The sequence below is a fragment of the Janthinobacterium sp. YR213 genome (assembly GCF_900099875.1).
In the GTDB taxonomy this organism is placed as follows: domain Bacteria; phylum Pseudomonadota; class Gammaproteobacteria; order Burkholderiales; family Burkholderiaceae_D; genus Janthinobacterium; species Janthinobacterium lividum.
Genome location: NZ_FNDA01000002.1, coordinates 340,788 through 360,216, shown reverse-complemented (window position 1 = coordinate 360,216; position 19,429 = coordinate 340,788). Strand labels below are relative to the sequence as shown.

Annotated in this window: 19 protein-coding genes; 7 read left to right on the top strand and 12 right to left on the bottom strand. The window is 64.8% G+C overall.

Going from position 1 to position 19,429, the window contains the following annotated elements:
* The first annotated feature begins 56 nt into the window (after positions 1-56).
* Together BLT98_RS10810 and BLT98_RS10805 are read left to right on the top strand one after the other, a co-directional pair.
* Entirely contained in the window at positions 57-1,265 is a 1,209-nt protein-coding gene (locus tag BLT98_RS10810; RefSeq protein WP_092608634.1) for a hypothetical protein, read from the top strand.
* 103 nt (positions 1,266-1,368) lie between these two features.
* Positions 1,369-2,031, top strand: coding sequence for a DUF2306 domain-containing protein (locus BLT98_RS10805; RefSeq protein ID WP_099394922.1), 663 nt, complete (start codon positions 1,369-1,371; stop codon positions 2,029-2,031).
* A 9-nt stretch (positions 2,032-2,040) separates the two neighbouring features.
* On the opposite strand, the gene BLT98_RS10800 is transcribed toward BLT98_RS10805, so the two are convergent.
* Complete coding sequence (locus tag BLT98_RS10800) at positions 2,041-2,562, bottom strand: DNA-deoxyinosine glycosylase (RefSeq protein ID WP_092607575.1); 522 nt, start codon at positions 2,560-2,562, stop codon at positions 2,041-2,043.
* Positions 2,563-2,657: 95 nt separating this feature from the next.
* Between BLT98_RS10800 and BLT98_RS10795 the strand changes: the two genes are divergently transcribed.
* The 4 genes from BLT98_RS10795 to BLT98_RS10780 all read left to right on the top strand — a co-directional run bounded on the left by BLT98_RS10795 (position 2,658) and on the right by BLT98_RS10780 (position 5,467).
* Positions 2,658-3,086, top strand: a complete 429-nt coding sequence (locus tag BLT98_RS10795) for an Mpo1 family 2-hydroxy fatty acid dioxygenase (protein WP_034780447.1) — start codon at positions 2,658-2,660, stop codon at positions 3,084-3,086.
* 153 nt (positions 3,087-3,239) lie between these two features.
* Positions 3,240-3,689 carry an outer membrane lipoprotein gene (locus BLT98_RS10790; RefSeq protein ID WP_034780449.1) on the top strand — a complete coding sequence of 150 codons (450 nt, stop codon included), beginning with the start codon at positions 3,240-3,242 and terminating at the stop codon, positions 3,687-3,689.
* 321 nt (positions 3,690-4,010) lie between these two features.
* Positions 4,011-4,964: a DMT family transporter gene (locus tag BLT98_RS10785; RefSeq protein WP_092607572.1), complete on the top strand. Its 954-nt coding sequence runs from the start codon at positions 4,011-4,013 to the stop codon at positions 4,962-4,964.
* Positions 4,961-5,467 (top strand): GNAT family N-acetyltransferase, encoded by a 507-nt coding sequence (locus tag BLT98_RS10780; protein WP_034780453.1) that lies wholly within the window; start codon positions 4,961-4,963, stop codon positions 5,465-5,467. The genes BLT98_RS10785 and BLT98_RS10780 overlap by 4 nt, the downstream gene beginning before the upstream one ends.
* A gap of 356 nt (positions 5,468-5,823) precedes the next feature.
* Here the strand turns inward: BLT98_RS10780 and BLT98_RS29165 are convergent, their stop codons facing one another.
* Positions 5,824-5,961, bottom strand: a complete 138-nt coding sequence (locus BLT98_RS29165) for a hypothetical protein (protein WP_157751284.1) — start codon at positions 5,959-5,961, stop codon at positions 5,824-5,826.
* Between the two features lie 218 nt (positions 5,962-6,179).
* On the opposite strand from BLT98_RS29165, the gene BLT98_RS10775 reads away from it, so the two are divergent.
* The gene (locus tag BLT98_RS10775; protein ID WP_034746290.1) at positions 6,180-6,359 is read left to right on the top strand and encodes a hypothetical protein; all 180 of its coding nucleotides are present in this window, start codon (positions 6,180-6,182) and stop codon (positions 6,357-6,359) included.
* Positions 6,360-6,370: 11 nt separating this feature from the next.
* Here the strand turns inward: BLT98_RS10775 and BLT98_RS10770 are convergent, their stop codons facing one another.
* The 10 genes from BLT98_RS10770 to BLT98_RS10725 all read right to left on the bottom strand — a co-directional run bounded on the left by BLT98_RS10770 (position 6,371) and on the right by BLT98_RS10725 (position 19,417).
* Entirely contained in the window at positions 6,371-7,801 is a 1,431-nt protein-coding gene (locus BLT98_RS10770) for a glycine betaine ABC transporter substrate-binding protein (RefSeq protein ID WP_092608631.1), read from the bottom strand.
* Between the two features lie 90 nt (positions 7,802-7,891).
* Complete coding sequence (hutI, locus tag BLT98_RS10765) at positions 7,892-9,118, bottom strand: imidazolonepropionase (RefSeq protein WP_092607568.1); 1,227 nt, start codon at positions 9,116-9,118, stop codon at positions 7,892-7,894.
* A gap of 12 nt (positions 9,119-9,130) precedes the next feature.
* Positions 9,131-9,706, bottom strand: a complete 576-nt coding sequence (locus tag BLT98_RS10760; protein WP_092607565.1) for a HutD/Ves family protein — start codon at positions 9,704-9,706, stop codon at positions 9,131-9,133.
* Positions 9,706-11,082 (bottom strand): formimidoylglutamate deiminase, encoded by a 1,377-nt coding sequence (locus BLT98_RS10755; RefSeq protein WP_092607562.1) that lies wholly within the window; start codon positions 11,080-11,082, stop codon positions 9,706-9,708. The genes BLT98_RS10760 and BLT98_RS10755 overlap by 1 nt, the downstream gene beginning before the upstream one ends.
* On the bottom strand, positions 11,067-11,855 hold the full coding sequence (gene hutG / locus BLT98_RS10750; protein ID WP_092607559.1) for an N-formylglutamate deformylase: 789 nt from the start codon (positions 11,853-11,855) through the stop codon (positions 11,067-11,069). The genes BLT98_RS10755 and hutG overlap by 16 nt, the downstream gene beginning before the upstream one ends.
* Before the next feature lie 20 nt (positions 11,856-11,875).
* On the bottom strand, positions 11,876-13,435 hold the full coding sequence (gene hutH / locus BLT98_RS10745; RefSeq protein ID WP_034780488.1) for a histidine ammonia-lyase: 1,560 nt from the start codon (positions 13,433-13,435) through the stop codon (positions 11,876-11,878).
* Between the two features lie 19 nt (positions 13,436-13,454).
* Positions 13,455-15,158: a urocanate hydratase gene (hutU, locus tag BLT98_RS10740; protein ID WP_034780490.1), complete on the bottom strand. Its 1,704-nt coding sequence runs from the start codon at positions 15,156-15,158 to the stop codon at positions 13,455-13,457.
* 106 nt (positions 15,159-15,264) lie between these two features.
* On the bottom strand, positions 15,265-16,932 hold the full coding sequence (locus BLT98_RS10735) for an amidohydrolase (protein ID WP_092607556.1): 1,668 nt from the start codon (positions 16,930-16,932) through the stop codon (positions 15,265-15,267).
* 62 nt (positions 16,933-16,994) lie between these two features.
* Positions 16,995-17,612 carry a GNAT family N-acetyltransferase gene (locus BLT98_RS10730; protein WP_092607553.1) on the bottom strand — a complete coding sequence of 206 codons (618 nt, stop codon included), beginning with the start codon at positions 17,610-17,612 and terminating at the stop codon, positions 16,995-16,997.
* Positions 17,613-17,758: 146 nt separating this feature from the next.
* Positions 17,759-19,417 (bottom strand): mechanosensitive ion channel family protein, encoded by a 1,659-nt coding sequence (locus BLT98_RS10725; protein ID WP_092607549.1) that lies wholly within the window; start codon positions 19,415-19,417, stop codon positions 17,759-17,761.
* Between the last annotated feature and the right edge of the window lie 12 nt (positions 19,418-19,429).

Below are 19,429 nucleotides of genomic sequence, written 5' to 3'. Positions count from 1 at the left end.
AGCCCTGGCGCCCGTTTCCGTTTGCCTGACCCGTATTTCTTAACCTGTTGATCGCCATGCCCAAAAATAAGCGCCCTGTCCCCCGTAAATCCGCCAACACGCCTGAAGACAAGGACGAGTCCGTCACGCGCATGCTGTGCACGATGGCCCTGAACCTGGCGGAGCAGGAAGACAGCGAATCGCAGGGCACGGTGCTGGCCGAGCAAGCCGTCGAGTTCGGCCGCCTGATCCGCAAGGCCTTGAACCAAAAGAAGGATGAAATCCTGTACGACGCCATCGAGCGCGCCAAGTACGAAGACGTGGGCGCCTACCAGTATTTGCGCAGCCATATCGAGGAAGCGGCTTCCATTTCCGTGATCCGCCGCGAGAATGCCCCGGCCATGGAAATCAATGCCTTTGTCGTGCCCCTGCTGGTGCAAAGCACGGGCGGTTTGAAGGAAGCGGACAGCTTCCAGGACCAGGACGCTTTCGAAGCGCTGGTGAAAAGTTTCCAACAGGCAGAACTGGAAAGCGCCAAGGCCAAGGTGGTCCTGATGAGCCATGCCTACGACCTCGATGAAATCGACCGCATCACCTATAGCCATTTGCACGAGATGGTGCGCGATGCCTACGCGTCGATGACGGACAAGAAGATCGTCGCCACGCCGGGCCTGGAAAGCAGCATCGTCGGCTGGAGCGAAACGGCCTTCGGCCCGCAGGACACGGCCGTCGAACTGCGCTTCCTGCTGGGCTTTGCCTTGAAACGCGTGGACGACCCGTTCTATGCGGAACCGAAGGACGAAGCGGCGCTCGACGCCTGGTTCGACGCGCGCATGGCCCGCTACCAGCAGTGGACGACGGAAGTGGGCGATCTGGTGAAACGCTGCCTGGCGCCGGCCGGCAACGCCCTGGAAGTGAGCTTCCTCTACCAGGATCTGTTCCACGGCGGCAAGGAACAAGGCATGAGCGAGTATGCGATGCTGCAGATGATGTCCGGCATCAACCATGCCTTGGCGGAAAACAACGTCGATGCCGGCGACGTCTCGGTGGTCGTCGGCCCGGCCGATGAACACGGTGAAATGCTGTTGCGCGTCAATGTCAGCACGGCGGGCGGCGAGCTGCTGCACAGCGCCGACAAGCCGCTGGACCTGGCCGCCGACCTGCAGGATGAAGTCGACGACATCTGCGACGCGCTGGCCACCATCGGCGTGACCCGCTTGTCCGTGGCGCTGAAATTCGACGCCAAGGGACAGCCGCTGGAAGCGCAGCCATACGCGCCGGCATAAGTCCCGTCGCCTCCCCCGTCGCCTGCCATCTTGGCAGGCGGCAATTATCAAGATACTATCTCCGCGAGCGCGCGCCAGCCTGGCGCACCTTCCGGAGATGCGCATGCCCCAGCCGCAACTGATCAATATTGTCACCCATGTGCTGGCCGGCAGCGCCGCCATCGGCCTGGGCCTGTTCCTGCTGACCACGGCCAAGGGCACGCCGCAGCACCGTCGCCGCGGCAGGCTGTTCGCGTGGCTGACCTTGCTGGTCTGCGCCACGGCCGCCATCGGCAATCTGCTGTTTGACTATCGCCCCGTCTTTGCCGTGCTGACGGTGCTGGTGCTGTACCAGCTGCTGAGCGGCTGGCGCGCCGTGTACACGCGCGATGCCGGTCCGCAAGCCGTCGATGGCGCGATGACGGCAGCCGCGCTGGCGGCGGGCGGGATGATCCTCTTGCGCCTGCAGCACGATGCTTCCGGACAGCAAACCATCGTCGTGCTGTCCTCGCTGGGCGGCCTGGCCACCATCCTCGTCTACGACAGCGCGCGCTGGCTCTTTCCCCGCCGCTGGCATGGCATGTTGTGGCGCTATGAACATATCTACAAGCTGCTCGCCTCGCTGTTCGCCATGCTTTCGGCCGCCGCGGGCAACCTGCTGCGCATGGGCCAGCCCTGGACGCAGCTGGCGCCATCCCTGCTGGGTTTGATCTGCATCGCCTGGTTCTGGCGGCGCCAGTACCGGCAGGAACAGGCGCAGCGCCTCATGCACAGGCTTGCCGCCTGACACGCCATCTCACCGACGCAAAGCCAGCCACGCCTGCAATTTCTGCGCATACGCCAGGGTGTAGGCGGGGCTGCTCGACGGCAAGCTGACGATGCGGTAGCGCTGCGCGTGCTCGCCCAGCACCTTGATGCCCAGCTTGGCTGCCGTGCCGCCGTTGAAGGCGATCGTGTCCAATTGCGGCAGGCTGGCGGCCAGGGCCGCCAGGTCGTTATCGTCGCGGGCGCGGATATTGCTGTCCAGGCTGCCCGTGCGCTGCGCCTGCGCCACCACGTCCCACAGGCCCACGCCGTGCGCCAATAATGTACTCAACCGCGCTTCATAGCGCTGGCCGCTCAGATCCACGCCCAGCACTTCGCCCAGCAACCTCCAGAACTTGTTTTGCGGATGCGCATAATACTGGCTGTGCGCCAGCGATTTTTCTCCGGGCAGGCTGCCCAGTATCAGCAAGCGCGTATCGGCGTCGACGACGGGATCGAAACAGCGCTTGCGCGGGTCGGCGGCCACGTCTGGCAAGAAGGCTGGGCTATTCAAATGAGCGGTCCGGAAGGGGAAATGAAGGGCCATTTTACCCGGCCACGCGACGGTGTAGAATTCCCGGACAACCATCCCTATACAAGAGACCGCCCATGCGCACCATCGACACCCTGCTGGCCCAGTATGGCGAAAGCCACCGCAACCATGTCAATGAATGGGTGCACATCGTGTGCGTGCCGCTGATCGTTTTCAGCCTGCTGGGGCTGCTGTGGAGCATACACCCCAGCGTGGCGCTGCTCGGCAGTATTCTGGCCTTATACTATTATTACAAGCTGTCACGTCCGTTTGCTGCGGGCATGCTGGCGATGCTGGCCGCCATGCTGGGCCTGCTGCTGCTCATGCCGGCGCTGACCATCCTGCCCGTGTCGCTGGCGCTGTTCGTGCTGGCCTGGATAGGCCAGTTCATCGGCCACCAGATCGAAGGCAAGAAACCGTCGTTTCTGGACGACTTGCGCTTTTTACTGGTAGGGCCGCTGTTCGTGCTGGGATTTTTGTACCGGCGCCTGCGGCTGGCGTATTGAGCGGCAAGTGCTCATGTAGTCATGTGGTTACGCTGGGCCGGTAACAGATTTTTACTATTCGCAACTAGTTATCTGAGGCAAGTGTCCTTATGATAAGTCATCATCTGCCGGTCGACGCAATCGGCAACCAACTTTTGTCCAAGGGAGTCCCATATGAAAGCACCAATTATTGCAGTGGCATTGCTCGCCACCCTGGCCGGCTGCGCCGTACAACCGAACTCGGCAAATGTCTACAATGCACGCCAGGCGCAGAATGAACAATCGGTTCGCATGGGCACGGTTGAATCCGTGCGCCAGGTAACCATCGACAAGGGTGAAACGGGCACGGGCGTGCTGGCCGGCGCGGCGCTGGGCGGCGTGGCCGGTTCGACCGTCGGTGGCGGCAAGGGCGCCATCGCGGCCAGCATCCTCGGCGCCGTCGCGGGCGGCATGGCCGGCAAGAGCATCGAAGCGAATGCCTCGAACAAACCCGGCCTGGAAATCACCGTGCGCCTGGACAATGGCGACATGCGCGCCATCGTGCAAGATGCCGACGAACTGTTCCGCCCGGGCGAGCGCGTGCGCCTGCTGTCCGATGGCCGCAAGACCCGCGTCACGCATTGATCTGCTTGCCGGCGCATGCGCTCAGCCGAATGCGCCGGCAGCGAACAAGGCGGAAGGGTGCAGCCAGATGGCAAGCACAGCCGTCACGACGACATACACAAGCACGCTCCATACTTTGATCTGCAGTGAGGCTGGCATGGCGTCTCCCCTTCAAAGATGCAATTCAGAAAATATTTACTTTATATTAATGTAAATATTTTCATAAATTCAACATTTTTCCAGAAGCACTGCGCTGGCTCAATCCCTCGTGTCTCCTGACGGCACATTGGGCAAGCCCGGCCGGGACTCGCCATCCCCGCGCGATATCCGTATACTTGCGCGATGTCCTCTCCTCTCCTGTTCATCATTGCCTGCCTGATCTGGGGCTCCACCTTCTGGGCCATCACCTTGCAGCTGGGCGATGTCGCCCCCGCCGTTTCCGTGGTCTACCGCTTCGGCCTCGCGTCCGCCACCCTGTTTGCCTGGTGCGCCTTGCGCGGCGACCGCTTGCGCCTGCCCTGGCGCGCGCAGCAATGGATGCTGCTGCAGGGACTGGCCTCGTTTGCCCTCAGTTATGTGTGCACGTACAGCTCGGAGCAATATCTGGTGTCGGCCCTCGTCAGCGTGCTGTTTGCCCTGATGGTCTTCTGGACGCCATTGCTCAACCGCATCGCCTTCGGCACGCCCATCACCTGGAGTACCTGCTGCGCGGCGTTTGTCGCCATCTGCGGCATCGTGCTGCTGTTTTACCAGTCCATCGGCGCGGCGCTGCACGATATTCTGGGCGGCGGGAATGGCCGCAATGGCAATTTCCTGCTCGGTTTCATGCTGGCCCTGGTGGCCACCGTGTCTAGCACGGTGGGCAACGCCCTCGTCATGAAAGTACGCGAACATTCCGGCAACGTGATGCTGACCATGGCCTGGACCATGCTGTGGGGCACCTTGATGGTGGCCGTCTGGGCCATCGCCACGGGGCAGTCCTGGCAGTTGCCCGCGCGCCCCAGTTACTGGATGGGATTGTTGTACCTGGCCATCTTCGGCTCGGTGATCGCCTTCAGCGCCTATTTCACGTTAATCGCCCGCATCGGCACGCAAAAGACCGTGTACATCGGCGTCGTCACGCCCGTCATTTCCGTACTGCTGTCGGTGCAGTTCGAACACTACCGGCCCGCCGCCATCGAATGGGCGGGCATGGTGCTGTGCCTGTCCAGCGTAGCCTGGGCCCTGACGTCGGGCGCGCGCAAGACAAGTACCATTGCTTCCCTTTCCACCACTTCACCAACAAAGGCAACATGAGCACCTCTTCCTCCCTCGCCATTCGTCCCGCGACCGCATCCGACGTGGCTGCCATCTTTGGCATGATCCATGAACTGGCCGTGTTTGAAAAACTCGAACACATGATGATCGCCAGGGAATCCATGCTGCACGACAGCCTGTTCGGCGCCCATCCCGCATGCGAAGCGCTGGTCGGCGAAGAAAATGGTGAAGTGGTGACCTTCGCCCTGTTCTTCCATAATTTTTCCACCTTCCTGTGCCGCAAGGGTTTGTACCTGGAAGACCTGTATGTGAAGCAATCGGTGCGCGGCAAGGGCTATGGCAAGCAGATGCTGGTGGCGCTGGCGCAACTGGCCGTCGAACGCGATTGCGGCCGCTTCGAATGGTCTGTGCTGGACTGGAATGAAAACGCGATCAACTTCTACAAGGGCATGGGCGCGGACGTGATGCCGGACTGGCGTATCTGCCGGGTCGCTGGCGATGCCTTGACGCAATTGTCGGCGGGTACGCCAAAGCCGGCCTGATTGGAGCGGGAGCTGCAAGGAAGGGGAATTGCAAGGAAGGGGAACTGCAAGGAGGGGGAACTGTAGCGAGCGGATGCGATTTGTGGCCGAGAAGCGGAACTGTACGCGAGGTACAGTGAGCATCGCAGGCCGCAAGGCGCGCCGCGCAGTAAGTTCCCAAAAAAAATCCCCGCGGGCTAGCGGCACCGCGGGGTGAACCCATTGTCAAGTGGGAGGGGGGGAGAATGCAATCAACGGTTATCAATATAAACGCTGCCGCTTGCCAACACGCCGACCTTTACATTTGCTTACCGGGCCTTACATTTGACTTAAATCTGCCAACCAAGTGTCACCGAGTGTCGCTTGAAAGACACTGATTATTTCCGTGGTTCAATCAATGTGCCGTGCAAACCGATATGTTGTTGCGCAACCCCACTGCCACCCTGCGCATTTTTATAGATTTGGTACACTGTCAAACAGGCGATGCAGCCAGCAACCACGGCAAAAATGACCATGCGACGCTCCTTGAGTATGCTTGAGGGAATCAGGGCCTGCGACGACTGATGATGACCAGGCGAGCAGGGAAGATTCAGTGTGGCATCTTAGGTCTGGGGGGCATTGTGCAATGTCAAACGCGCCAATTTGACGAGGTCATGGCATTTGATATGGCGCAAAGTGGCGGCATTCCGCTCACACAAAATGAACGCATCATTACGCACCTGGGAGCCACATCATGAATGTCTCTGCCAAACCGCTCGTCATGAAAATCTACCGCGCCTACCTGCGCTCCCGCCTGGAACGCTATACGCGCGACTTGCAAGCCATCGCCGAACAGCGCGAGAACGATTTCCAGGCTGAACGCATCCTGCACCAGGCCGTCGTCTCGGTGCGCTCCAAACTGCACTCGCTGTAACCGTGATGCCGTCAGTGCTGCCGGCCGGCCACGGCCCAGCGCTCCACCAGCTCGAACAAGCCTTGCGTCAGCAGGGCCAGCACGGCTGCGGGGATCGCGCCGGCCAGCAGCATGTCGTTGTCATTCAGCGCCAGGCCGATGGTGATGCGCTCGCCATAACCGCCCGCGCCGATGAAGGCGGCGATGGTGGCCGTGCCCACGCTCATCACGGCCGCCGTTTTCACGCCCGCCAGCATCACCGGCAAGGCCAGCGGCAAGTCCACGTGCAGCAGGCGGTCGCGCTTGTTCAAACCCAGCGCCAGCGCCGCCATGCGCAAGCCTTGCGGCACCTGCAGGATGCCCGTGCACGTGTTGCGCACGATGGGCAGCAAGGCATACACGAATAGGGCCACCAGCGCAGGTACGGTGCCGATCATGCCCAGCACGGGGATCAATATCGCCAGCAGGGCCAGCGACGGCACCGTCTGCAGCACGCCGACGAAGGCCAGCACCGTTTGCCGCAGCGGCGCCGAAAACGCCGCCAGCACGCCCAGCGGAATGCCGATCACGCACGCCAATGCCACCGACAGCAGTACCAGGGTCAGATGCTGGCGCGTCAGGGTCCACAAGTCGTCGCCGATGATTTTATCGAGCAGATTGCTGCGCGCGGCGGCCGGTTTGTTCGCCTGCGTGCCGGACGCCAGCCACTGCCGTGCCACGTCAGAGAAAGTCTTGCCATCGATTTCCACGGCCGCATTCATGGCGATCATGTCGCTCTCGCTGATGCGTCCCTGCAGCCGCAGCAAAGCCTGCCAAGCGGCGGGAAAACGCTGCGGCACGTCGAGCCGGTACAGCAGCATGGCGTCGTAGCGGGGAAAATACTGCTGCGTGTCGGCCAGCACGCGCAAGCCGTACTGGCGGATCTTCGCGTCCGTGGAATAAATGTCGATCACGTCCACCTGGCGCTGCGCCAGCGCTTCATAGGCAATACCGTGATCGAGGCCGCGCGGGCGCTGCGGCAAGCCATAGCGCGCGGCCAGGCCCGGCCAGCCATCGACCCGGCCGATGAATTCATGCGACAGGCCGAATGTCAGGGCAGGATGCTGCGCCAGCTGTCCCAGGCTGGCGATGGATTTTTCATCAGCGCGCACGGCCAGCGCATACGTATTATTAAAACCCAGCGGCACGGCCACGCCCAGCCCCAGCGCCGCCAGCTCGCGCCGCATCTGCGCCAGATCGATGGCCTTGTCGTGCTTGAGGATTTCGCTGGCGATGGTGCCCATGTATTCGGCATATACGTCGATGCTGCCCGCCTGCAGCGCAGCGAGCACGATGGCCGTGTTGCCCAGGCCCTGGCGGTGCTGCGCCTTGGCGTGCGGCGCGGCGCTCTGCTGGAGAATTTCGCCGAGAATATACGATTCCGTAAAGCGCTTCGAGCCCACCTTCAAGATGCCCCCATCCATGGCATGCGCAGGTGCGGCGGCGAAGAGGAGCGACAACAGCAGATAAAACAACAAACAAGCAGCACGCACGCGGCGCTCCAGGACGGATGATCAATCCGGCAAGCTTACCACCGGCGCGCGCCAGACACCGCCATGCACCACGCCCGCGCACGGGTTCAGGCCCAGCGCATACGCCAGGTCGGCCGGACGCGCGATGCGCCACAGGGCGAAATCGGCGCGCTTGCCCACCACCAGGCTGCCCGTCTGGTCCTGCAAGCCCAGCGCGCGCGCCGCGTGGCAGGTAGCACCAGCCAGCGCTTCCTGCGGCGTCAGCCGCCACAGGGTGCACGCCATGTTCATCGCCAGCAGTATTGACGTCATGGGCGACGTGCCCGGGTTGCAATCGGTGGACACGGCCATCGGCACGCCAGCCGCGAGCAATGCCGCGACAGGCGGCGGCTGCGTCTCGCGCAAAAAGTAGTACGCGCCAGGCAGCAGCACGGCCACCGTGCCATGTTGCGCCATGGCGGCGATGCCCTCGTCCGACAGGAATTCCAGGTGGTCGGCCGACAGGCCGCCGTAGCGCGCCACCAGCGCCGCACCGCCCAGGTCCGACAGCTGCTCCGCATGCAGCTTGACGGGCAGGCCCAGTGCCGTCGCCGCGTCAAACATGCGCTGCGTTTGCGCCGGCGTAAAGCCGATGCGCTCGCAGAACGCATCGACGGCGTCGAGCAGTCCATCGCCAGCCAACTGGGGCAGCATCTGCGCGCACAGCAGCTCGATGTAGGCGTCGGCCTGGCCCGCATATTCGGGCGGCAGCGCGTGCGCGCCGAGGAAGGTGGTGCGCACGGACACGGGCAACTGCTCCCCTATTCTGCGCGCCACGCGCAGCATCTTCGCCTCGCTGTCCGCGTCGAGACCGTAGCCAGACTTGATCTCCAGGGTGGTCACGCCCTCGGCCAGCAGCGCCAGCACGCGGGGCAGGCTTTGCCGCAGCAATTCATCGTCGCTGGCCGCGCGCGTGGCGCGTACGGTGGACATGATGCCGCCGCCGGCACGGCTGATGTCTTCATAGCTGGCGCCATTCAGGCGCGCCTCGAATTCGTCGCTGCGGTTGCCCGCGTGGACGATGTGCGTATGGCAGTCGATCAGGCCGGGCGTCAGCCAGCAGCCCTGGCCGTCGTGCAGCACGGCGCTACTGGCCGGCAGCTCGTCGCCGGGGCCGAACCACGCGATGCGGCCATCCTTGACGGCAATGGCTGCGTCCAGCAGCTCGCCATAGCCCTGCTCCATGGTGGCCAAATGGACGTTGTGGATGACCAGATCCCAGTCTTGCATCGCTTTCCCTCTCTAGGTAAACAGGTCGACGCACAAGACGGCCGAACGCTGCAAGGCGTCGAGCCGCCATTCCTGCGCATCGTCGGCGTCCAGCAGCAGCGCGTCATGGCGGGCCAGCGCGAACTGCTGCTCGCCACCGCGCGCCAGCACGTGGCCTTCGCCGGCGACAAACAGCAGGGTCGTCGCGCTGCGCCGCACCAGCTTGCCCGGCGCCGTGATCTTTTCCAGCTGGTGGCGGCAGCGGTCGCGCCGCGTCATCACATTGAAATCCGTCGTCGTCCCCTTGACCTGCGCAAGCACGGCCGCTTCGCCGGGAAACCACAGCATCGGTTGCGCCGCGCTCAAGGTCACCTTGCGCGTGCCATCGAGCGTCAGCTGCACGCTGTCGCCATCGACCAGCATCAGGCTGCGGTCGATGCCGGGAAAGCTGGAAAATGGCCCGCTGGCCGTGATCGTCGCCAGGCTGATACGCCAGTCAAATTCCATCAGACCGGCACCGGGCGGCGAAATGGCGATTTCCATCGTGCTGCCGCCGCCATTTTTCCACGGCGCGGCACGCAGGCATTCCTGCGGGATGAAGGTCGCCATCAGAGCGCCCTCAGTTGCGCCAGGGTGCGCTTGTAGCCGGCCGCGATGGCGTCCTGCGCCACATGACGCCCAGCGCGCACCTGCCACTGGCCACCGCACAGCACGTCGCGCACCAGGTTGTCGTTGCCGCAGAAAAGCACGCTGCCCAGCACATTGTCGATGGCCACGCCGCACAGGTTCACATGCGTCTCGTCGAGCACCAGCAAGTCGGCGCGGCAGCCCGGCACCAGGGCACCGAGCTTGCGCCCGGCCGCCTGCGCGCCGCCCTGCAAGGCCATCTGCCACAGGTAGTCGCCCACATGGCGCTGGTCCGGCGTGGCGGCCACATTGCGCTGCTGGCGCTGCAAGCGCTGGCCATATTCGAGCCAGCGCAATTCCTCGACGGGCGACTGCGAGACATGGCTGTCGCTGCCAACGCCGAAACGCCCGCCGGCGGCGATGAATTCGACCAGCGGGAACAGGCCGTCGCCCAGGTTTGCCTCCGTCGTCGGGCACAGGCCCGCCACGGCGCCGCTCGTAGCCATCAGCGCCACTTCATCGGGCTGCACATGCGTGGCATGCACGAGGCACCAGCGCGCATCGACGTCGACCTGGTCGTACAAGTACTGCACCGGGCGCCGGCCGCTGTAATCGAGACTCTGGCGCACTTCGCCCTGCTGTTCGGCGATGTGGATGTGGATGGGGCGATCCGCGGGCAGCGCTTGCGCCACTTCGCGGATCTGCGCCACGGCGGCGGCCCGCAGCGAGTGCGGCGCAAAGCCCACCTCCACCTGCCCGCCGCGCTGCGGCGCCAGCGCCTCGACGATGCGCAGCACATCTTGCGCATCGGTGCGGAAGCGCGCCTGTTCCGCGTTCAACGCCTGTTCACCGAAGCCTGCATGGCTGTACAGCACGGGCAGCATGGTCATGCCGATGCCGCTGATGCGCGCCGCGGCCAGCACCCGTTCGGCCGTTTCGGCGGGACGCGCATACAGCGCACCGGCCATATCGCGCTGCAGGTAGTGGAATTCGCACACCGCCGTGTAGCCATGGCGCAGGCATTCGGCAAACAGCTGCGCGGCGATGCTTTCCATCTGCTCCGGCGTGATGTGGCGCGCGAAACGGTACATCAGGTCGCGCCAGGTCCAGAAACTATCCGGCCCATCCCCCGCGACTTCCGTCATGCCGCCCAGCGCCCGCTGGAAGGCATGCGAATGCAGGTTGACCATGCCGGGCAAGACATATTCGGCCACTTCGGCGCCGGCAGGCGGCGCGGCGTTTTCCGCCACCGCCGTCAAATCGCCGGCCGCGTCCCACTCCAGCAGCACGTCGCGGCGCCAGCCTTGCGGCAGCAGCGCGTTGCGCGCGAACAGCCAGCCGCTCAACGCGCCACCCATGCCACGGCCGCTTCCATCATCTGGCGCAGCAGCGGCTGCACTTGCGCCGCCAGGTCGGGCCGGTAGCCAAATGGCGCTGCCTCATCCATGTACAGGCACTGGCACATCTCCAGCTGGATCGCATGCACGCGGCTTGCCGGCTGGCCGTAATGGCGCGTGATATGGCCGCCCTTGAAGCGGCCGTTCAGCGCCACGGTAAATGCCTCCTGCGCGCGCGCGATATCGACCACGGCGGAGGTGAGGCCCGCATCGCAGCTGGCGCCATCGGCCGTGCCGAAGTTCAGGTCGGGCAGCTTGCCGTCAAAGAAGCGCGGCACGCGCGAGGCGATGGAATGGGCATCCCACAGCACCACGGCGCCATGCACGCGCAGCAGACGGTCCAGTTCCGCGCGCAGCTGCGCATGATACGGCGCCCAGTAGCGCTGCAAGCGCTGCCGCACATCCTGCGCATCGGGTTCGCGGCCAGCCAGGTACAGCGGCTCGCGGTGAAAGGTATCGTTGGGCAGCAAGCCCGTCGTATCCTGGCCCGGATACAGATTCGTGTCTTCCTGCGGGCGGTTCAAGTCGATGGTGTAGCGCGACCAGCGCGCCGACAGCACGGATGCATCCATCTCCTGCAAAAAGCCATACAGCTCGCGCAGATGCCAGTCCGTGTCGGCCTTGATCAAGGCCTGCGGCGTCATGCGCGCGGCGATATCGTCCGGTATGTCGGTGCCCACGTGGGGCATCGACACGAGCAGCGGGATGCTGCCTTCGTTGAAGCGAAAATCCATGCTTGTCTCCTTGCTCCCGCTCAGGCGTACAGCGGGGCGAACAAATTCTTGCACGTGCTGCTCAACTCACCCTGCAGCACCATCTGCTTGGCCGCTTCGATATCGGGCGCGAAGAAACGGTCGGCGTCGAAGAACGGCACCTTCTGGCGCAGCTGCTGGTGGACATGTTCGAGGTGCGGCGAGGTTTTCAGCGGACGGTGGAAATCGATGCCCTGCGCGGCGGCCAGCAGCTCGATGCCAACGATGACGGCCGTGTTGTGCGCCATGTCGTCCAGGCGGCGCCCGGCGAACGTGGCCATGCTCACATGGTCTTCCTGGTTGGCGGAAGTCGGCAGGCTGTCGACGCTGGCCGGATGGGCAAGCGACTTGTTTTCCGATGCCAGCGCGGCAGCCGTCACGTGGGCGATCATGAAGCCGGAATTGACGCCAGGGTCGCGCACGAGGAAGGGCGGCAGGCCGGACAAGGTGGCGTCGATCAGCAGCGCGATGCGGCGCTCGGCCAGCGCGCCGATTTCGGAAATCGCCAGCGCCAGGGTGTCGGCGGCAAAGGCCACCGGCTCGGCATGGAAATTCCCGCCCGAGACGATTTCCGCCTGTCCGTTGGGACCATCCTGGAAGATCAGCGGATTGTCGGTGACGGCATTGGCTTCGATCAGCAGGGTGCGGCCGACGTTGACGATCAAATCGAGGCAGGCGCCCATGACTTGCGGCTGGCAGCGCAGGCTGTACGGATCCTGCACGCGCTCGTCGCCTTCCAGGTGCGAGGCGCGGATCGCGCTGTGCGCCACCAGCTGGCGGTACATCTGCGCGGCCAGTATCTGGCCCGGCTGCCCGCGCACGGCATGCACGCGCGCGTCGAACGGCGCATCGCTGCCCTTGGCCGCGTCGAGCGACAGCGCGCCCGTCACCATGGCCGCTTCCAGCAGGCGCTCGGCCATGAACAGGCCATGCAGCGCCAGCGCGTTCGACACTTGCGTGCCGTTGATCAGCGCCAGGCCCTCTTTCGCCGCCAGCACCACGGGCGCGATGCCCGCCTGCGCCAGCGCTTCGGGAGCCGCCATCAATTCACCGTTGACGCGCACATCGCCCACGCCCAGCATGGCCAGCGTCATGTGCGACAGCGGCGCCAGGTCGCCCGAGGCGCCGACGGAACCCTTGGCGGGAATGGCCGGCATGATACCCGCGTTGTACAGGGCGATCAGGGTATCGACGATCAGCGGGCGCACGCCGGAAAAACCGCGCGCCAGGCTGCCGATCTTCATCAGCATGATCAGGCGCACGACGGCATCCGACAGCAGTTCTCCCGTGCCGACGGAGTGCGACAGGATCAGGTTGCGCTGCAATTGCTCGAGCTTTTCATCGGGGATGCGCGTCTTGGCGAGCAAGCCGAAACCCGTGTTGATGCCATACGCCGCATCGCCCTTGGCGACGATGGCTTGCACGGCGGCGGCCGACGCTTCGATGACGGGATAGGCCTCGGCGGCGAGGGTCAATTTTGCCGGCGCGGCCCAGACGGCGCGCAGGTCGGCCAGGGTCATCGCGCCGGGTTTTAACGTCCAACTTTTGGAGTGCTGTGTCATAGTCATTCGCGTCTAAGTCTCAAGGAAGCATGGGAAGAATCAGGCCGTTGCGCTTGGCGCAGGCGGCCGCTGTTTCGTAGCCGGCATCGGCATGGCGCATCACGCCAGAGCCGCTGTCGTTGACCAGTACCCTGGCCAGGCGTTTCGCCGCCGCTTCGCTGCCGTCGGCCACGATGACCATGCCCGCATGCTGAGAATACCCCATTCCCACGCCGCCGCCATGGTGCAGCGAAACCCAGGTGGCGCCGCCGGCCGTGTTCAGCATGGCGTTCAGCAGCGGCCAGTCGGAAACGGCGTCCGTGCCGTCCTTCATGCTTTCCGTCTCGCGGTTCGGGCTGGCGACGGAACCCGTGTCCAGGTGGTCGCGGCCAATGACGATGGGTGCCTTCAGCTCGCCCGTGCGCACCATCTCGTTGAAGGCCAGGCCGGCGATGTGGCGCTCGCCCAGTCCCAGCCAGCAGATGCGCGCCGGCAGGCCCTGGAAGGCGATGCGCTCGCGCGCCATGTCCAGCCAGTGGTGCACCTGTTTATGGTGCGGGAACAGCTCCTTGATCTTCGCATCCGTTTTGTAGATGTCTTCCGGATCGCCCGACAGGGCCACCCAGCGGAATGGGCCGCGGCCCTCGCAGAACTGCGGGCGGATGTAGGCGGGCACGAAGCCGGGGAAATCGAAGGCGTTCTGCACGCCCTGGTCGAACGCCACCTGGCGGATATTGTTGCCATAATCGACGGTATGCACGCCCATGGCGTGGAAATCGAGCATGGCTTGCACGTGGGCGGCGCAGGAATCGGCGGCGGCCACCGTCAGGCGCGCATGGCGCTGCGGGTCCTGCTGCGCCGCCTTCCAGTCCGACACGCTCCAGCCGCGCGGCAGGTAACCGTTGACCAGGTCGTGCGCGGACGTCTGGTCCGTCACCAGGTCCGGCACCAGGCCGCCCGCTTTCGCGCGGCGCACCAGTTCCGGCAGCACTTCGGCCGCGTTACCCAGCAAGCCGATGGAAATGGCTTCCTTGCGCTCCGTATGGTACTTGACCAGCTCCAGGGCTTCGTCCAGGCTGGCCGCCTGCTTGTCCAGGTAACGCGTGCGCAAACGGAAATCGATGCTGCTTTGCTGGCATTCGATATTGAGCGACACGGCGCCCGCCATGGTGGCGGCCAGCGGCTGCGCGCCGCCCATGCCGCCCAGGCCCGCCGTCAGGATCCAGCGCCCGCCCCAGTCGCCGCCGAAATGCTGGCGGCCCGCTTCGGCGAAGGTTTCATACGTGCCCTGCACGATGCCCTGCGTGCCGATATAGATCCAGCTGCCGGCCGTCATCTGGCCGTACATGAACAGGCCCTGGCGATCGAGTTCGTTGAAATGTTCCCAGTTGGCCCATTTCGGCACCAGGTTGGAGTTCGCGATCAGTACGCGCGGCGCATCCGCGTGGGTCTGGAACACGCCCACCGGCTTGCCGGACTGGATCAGCAAGGTCTGGTCGTCTTCCAGCTCGCGCAAGGAGGCGAGGATCTGGTCGAAACAGGCCCAGTTGCGGGCCGCGCGACCGATGCCGCCATAGACGACCAGGTGCTGCGGATTTTCCGCCACTTCCGGGTCCAGGTTGTTTTGCAACATGCGGTAGGCCGCCTCGGCCTGCCAACTCTTGCAAGCCATGACCGTGCCGCGCGGGGCGCGGATGGTACGGCTGGCATCAAAGCGTGGATCGGTGTCCATTGTGCTGTTCATGCTGTCTCCTCGTAGGGTGCGAGCGGGCATACTTGGCCCGCTCTGGTGCTACCAGCATAGGTTGTCTATACAACCAAGTCAACAGATTTTTGCAGACCCAAAGTCGCTATTTTTTCTCGAACACGCGCTTGCCCGCCACCCACGTTTGCAGCACCTGCGTCTTGCCGATGGCCTTGGGTTCGACCTTGAACAGGTCCTGGTCGACAACGACGAAGTCCGCCCACTTTCCCGCTTCCAGGGTGCCGATGACCTTTTCCTGGTGCGCCGCCCAAGCCGCGTCGAGGGTGAAGCAGCGCAGTGCTTCCGTCACCGTCATCGCTTGCTGCGGATACCAGCCACCGGCAGGGAAGCCTTCGCTATTCTGCCGCGTCACGGCCGCGTGGATGCCCTCGAACGGGTTCGGCGACTCGATGGGAAAATCGGAACCGCAGGCGATGCGCGAGCCCTGCTTGAGGAAGGTGCGCCACGCATACGCGCCCTTGATGCGCTCGTGACCCACGCGCTGCTCCGCCATGTTCTGGTCCGAGGTGGCGTGCGTCGGCTGCATCGACGGCACGATGCCCAGCGCCTTGAAACGGGGGATGTCGGACAACTGCACCACCTGCGCGTGCTCCATGCGGTGGCGCAGGCCCACGCTGCGGTATTGCGCAGTCAAGGCCTGGTAGCCATCGAGGATTTGATGGTTGCCCGCGTCGCCGATGGCATGCACATTGACCTGGTAGCCGGCGCGCATGGCTTTTTCCATCTTCGCGCGCATGGCAGCGTCAGGGTAGAACAGCAGGCCGCTGGTAGCAGGATCGTCGCTGTACGGCGCCAGCAAGGCCGCGCCGCGGCTGCCCAGGGCGCCGTCGGACAGCAGTTTCACGGCGCGCAAGGCGTACATGTCGCGCGCATAGCTGTTCAGGGGGCCGTTTTTCGCCAGCGCGTCGAAGTCTTCCGTCGTATCCGCGATCATGCCGTACACGCGCACCGTCAGCTTGCCGTGGTCCGCATAGTCGCGGAACAGCCGGTCCTGCATCTGGCCGATGCCCGCATCGTGCACGCTGGTCAGCCCCACCTGCGACAGCTGCGCCAGCGCGCCATCGAGGGCGGCGCGGTTTTCCACGTCGCCCGGCTTGGGCAGCACGGCATCCATCAAGTCCATGGCGCTGTCGACCAGCACTCCAGTGGCATTGCCGTCCGCGTCGCGTTCGATCTTGCCGCCCGCCGGATCTTGTGTGGCGCGCGTGATGCCGGCCAGCGCCAGCGCGCGGCTGTTGGCCCAGCCCGCGTGGCCATCGACCCGGCGCAGCCACACGGGCCGCGCGCTTTCGGCCGCATCGAGTTCCGCTGCCGTGGGAAAGCGCCCCAGCTTCCAGATTTCCTGATTCCAGCCATTGCCGACGACCCAGCTGCGTTCCGGATGCGCGCGGGCGAAGTCGCCCACGGCCTGCACGGCGGCCGGCAGCGAGGAGGAACCGTACAGCATCACGCCGCTGGCGATCGTCCCCAGGCCGAACACGTGACCATGCGCGTCGATCAGACCTGGCAGCACGGTTTTTCCCTGCACGTCGACATGGATGGCGCCCTTGGCCGCCTTGCGTTTCACCTGCGCGGCGCTGCCGACGGCGAGCAGCTTGCCCCCGTCGTCAAACGCCAGCGCCGTGAAACGCAGCACCTTGCCGGCTGCGTTGAGCGTGTAGCCGTTGGCATTGTCGATGACGGTATCGGCGTGCACGGCGGGCAGGGTGCCCAGGCAGGCGAGAACAAGCAGGGTGCGGCGCAAGGTCGGCATTTCCATCTCCAGGTCTTTTAGTCGTTAGAAAAAAGACGAGTGTATAGAAATTGGCAAAATGGTCAATCAGGCAGCGCGGGCGCTCGTACCATCAGCCAGTAATCGCAGCCCGTGACGGCTTCCGCGTAGCGTCCCGCCGCCACGAAGCCCAGACGGGCATAGAACGGCAGGCTGCGCTCGTTGTAGGTCTCCAGGAAGCACGCGGCACGCGCCGCATCGACGGCCGCCAGCCCCGGCGCCAGCACGGACGCGCCCAGCCCCTGCCCTTGCGCGGCCGGGGCGATGCCGGCGATCGACAGATACCAGGCATCCTGCAAACCGTGCGGCGCCAGCGCGTGCTCCATGTTCGCGACGATGGCCGTGAAATGCGCGAAGCCCTGCTCCCCCAGCAGCGCGCGCAAGGCGGCTTCGCGCTGCCCATACGCGGCCTGGCGCTGGGCTGCCGGCGTATCCGTCGTCCAGATGGCGGCGCCATGGCCCGCCGCATCGGCCAGGTCGACGCGCCCCGCCTGGCGGCCTTCTTCCAGCGCCAGCGCGAAGTAGGCTTCCAGCATGGCCAGCCGCGCCGTTTCATCGGCGCCGCACGCCACCGTGACGGTGCGGTAGAACGGATCGCCGGCCAGGGCGGCGGCCAGGCTGCAGGCGGTGCGGGAGGATTCGATGTTGGATGGGCTGGACATGGGGACTCTTTCTTCTCAATGAAACGCCCGGCATCTTAACGCAAGCGCGCAGGCCTTGCGCCCGGTCAATGCCACCAGGGCGCCATGGGCATACCCTGGCATTTTCACGCGAAGCGCGCCATGGCCGGGCAGCATGTCGCGTGACCTTATTTGGCCCCGTCCTCCGGCTTTTGCGCCGGCGCCCTGAACCACTGCTCCGGCGGCACCACATGCGACTCTTTCGGGTCATCGATGTAGTGCGGCGAGGTGATCTGCACGTCGAATTCGTTGAAGACGTCGATGATGTTCTGGTGCAAGCGATTCAGTACCTCGGCGCGCTGGCGGGGGACTTCGGCGCTGGCGTAGGCGACGAGGCGGTATTGCACGTAGTAATCTTGCAGGGCCAGCTGCATCACGTACGGTTTCGGCGTGGTGGACAATTCCGTCGTGCGCGAGGCGGCCAGTTCCAGCATGGCGTGCACTTGCCGCCACGGCGTGGCATAGCCGATGGTGACGGTGGAGTCGAGCACGAAGCCGCCGCCGGGCTGGGCGCGCGAATAGTTCTTTGTCGTCTGCGACATCACCCAGGCGTTTGGCAAGGCAACCTCTTCCCCGAGGCCAGTGCGCAGCCGCGTTTCGAACATGCCCACGTCGACCACCGTGCCTTCGCTGTCGCCCACGCGCACATATTCTCCCTTGCGCAGGGCCCGCGTGTACATCAGGATCAGGCCGCTGGCGCCCTGCCCCACGATGCTCGACGCGCCGATCGACACCATCAGGCCCACCAGCACGGACAGTCCCTGGAAGGCGGCCGTGTGCGAGCCGGGCAGATACGGATACGCCATGGCCAGCGCGAACAGCCAGATCACCACGCTGGCGATACGGCGCGTCGGCAGGGCCGTGTCCTTGTCCAGCCAGCCGATTTGCAATTCGCCGCTTTCCACGCGCTTGAACAGCGAGGCGGCCGTGGCGGCGATCAGGCGCGCGATGGCGAAGATCACGCAGACCAGCACCAGCCCCGGCAAGGCGCCGATGATGGCGTGGAAGACGTCGGCGGCCACGTCGAACAAATAGCCGCTCAGGCTTTCGCCCCACGAACGCGTGTAGGGCAGGCGGCCCAGCACGAAGGCGGCCCACAGATACGTGGCCATCAGGCGCAAGCCCCACAGCACGGCGCTCAGCAGCTGATACGCGAAGGCGATGTAGTGTTCGGCATCGAGCACGCGCACATTCTTCAGGCGCACATCGCGCAGGCGCGAGGCCAGCAGGATGCCGCTGCGTCGCTTGGCCCAGTGATAGAGGCGCGTCAAGCCCATCCACACCAGCCAGAACACGAGGGTGGCGGCCGCGCACACGGCGGCCGCGATCGACAGGTAGCGCCAGCTGCCCTGTTCGCGGTAATCGAGCACGGCCTTGCTCAACTCGGCGGCGGCCGTTTTCGCCACGCTTTCCGTCGTGTCGCCGGCCAGCTGGTTGACGTCGCCAGGCACGACGACGAACAGCTGCACGCCATCGAGCAGCACTTGCGTGCCTTCGGGAATCATCCGCGTGCTCGTCTGCAAGGGGCCATTCTTGGCCAGCACGCCTTCCAGCCGGCGCTGCGCGCCGATGGCCCGCTCATCGGGCGGATAGCCGGCCAGCGCGGCGCGGAAGACAAATACCTTGCGGTTGGCAAACATCAGCGGCGCCGTCCTGGCCGCCGGGGCCTGCGACGGCGCCACGACGGACGCGGCCTCCGCAACGAGCGCGGGCACGCCGTCGTCCGCATGGGCTGCGGGCAGCAGGAAAATGGTCAACAGGCACAACAGGCGGAGCAGCGCGGACATGGCAGAAATGAA

Coding starts and splice junctions, on each gene's coding strand:
- BLT98_RS10810 (WP_092608634.1), top strand. CDS start 57: ATGCCCAAAAATAAGCGCCCTGTCCCCCGTAAATCCGCCAACACGCCT.
- BLT98_RS10780 (WP_034780453.1), top strand. CDS start 4,961: ATGAGCACCTCTTCCTCCCTCGCCATTCGTCCCGCGACCGCATCCGAC.
- BLT98_RS29165 (WP_157751284.1), bottom strand. CDS start 5,961: ATGGTCATTTTTGCCGTGGTTGCTGGCTGCATCGCCTGTTTGACAGTG.
- hutI (WP_092607568.1), bottom strand. CDS start 9,118: ATGCAAGACTGGGATCTGGTCATCCACAACGTCCATTTGGCCACCATG.
- BLT98_RS10755 (WP_092607562.1), bottom strand. CDS start 11,082: ATGGGTGGCGCGTTGAGCGGCTGGCTGTTCGCGCGCAACGCGCTGCTG.
- BLT98_RS10725 (WP_092607549.1), bottom strand. CDS start 19,417: ATGTCCGCGCTGCTCCGCCTGTTGTGCCTGTTGACCATTTTCCTGCTG.
- hutG (WP_092607559.1), bottom strand. CDS start 11,855: ATGGATTTTCGCTTCAACGAAGGCAGCATCCCGCTGCTCGTGTCGATG.
- BLT98_RS10790 (WP_034780449.1), top strand. CDS start 3,240: ATGAAAGCACCAATTATTGCAGTGGCATTGCTCGCCACCCTGGCCGGC.
- BLT98_RS10795 (WP_034780447.1), top strand. CDS start 2,658: ATGCGCACCATCGACACCCTGCTGGCCCAGTATGGCGAAAGCCACCGC.
- BLT98_RS10730 (WP_092607553.1), bottom strand. CDS start 17,612: ATGTCCAGCCCATCCAACATCGAATCCTCCCGCACCGCCTGCAGCCTG.
- hutU (WP_034780490.1), bottom strand. CDS start 15,158: ATGAACAGCACAATGGACACCGATCCACGCTTTGATGCCAGCCGTACC.
- BLT98_RS10775 (WP_034746290.1), top strand. CDS start 6,180: ATGAATGTCTCTGCCAAACCGCTCGTCATGAAAATCTACCGCGCCTAC.
- hutH (WP_034780488.1), bottom strand. CDS start 13,435: ATGACACAGCACTCCAAAAGTTGGACGTTAAAACCCGGCGCGATGACC.
- BLT98_RS10735 (WP_092607556.1), bottom strand. CDS start 16,932: ATGCCGACCTTGCGCCGCACCCTGCTTGTTCTCGCCTGCCTGGGCACC.
- BLT98_RS10805 (WP_099394922.1), top strand. CDS start 1,369: ATGCCCCAGCCGCAACTGATCAATATTGTCACCCATGTGCTGGCCGGC.
- BLT98_RS10770 (WP_092608631.1), bottom strand. CDS start 7,801: ATGGATGGGGGCATCTTGAAGGTGGGCTCGAAGCGCTTTACGGAATCG.
- BLT98_RS10785 (WP_092607572.1), top strand. CDS start 4,011: ATGTCCTCTCCTCTCCTGTTCATCATTGCCTGCCTGATCTGGGGCTCC.
- BLT98_RS10760 (WP_092607565.1), bottom strand. CDS start 9,706: ATGGCGACCTTCATCCCGCAGGAATGCCTGCGTGCCGCGCCGTGGAAA.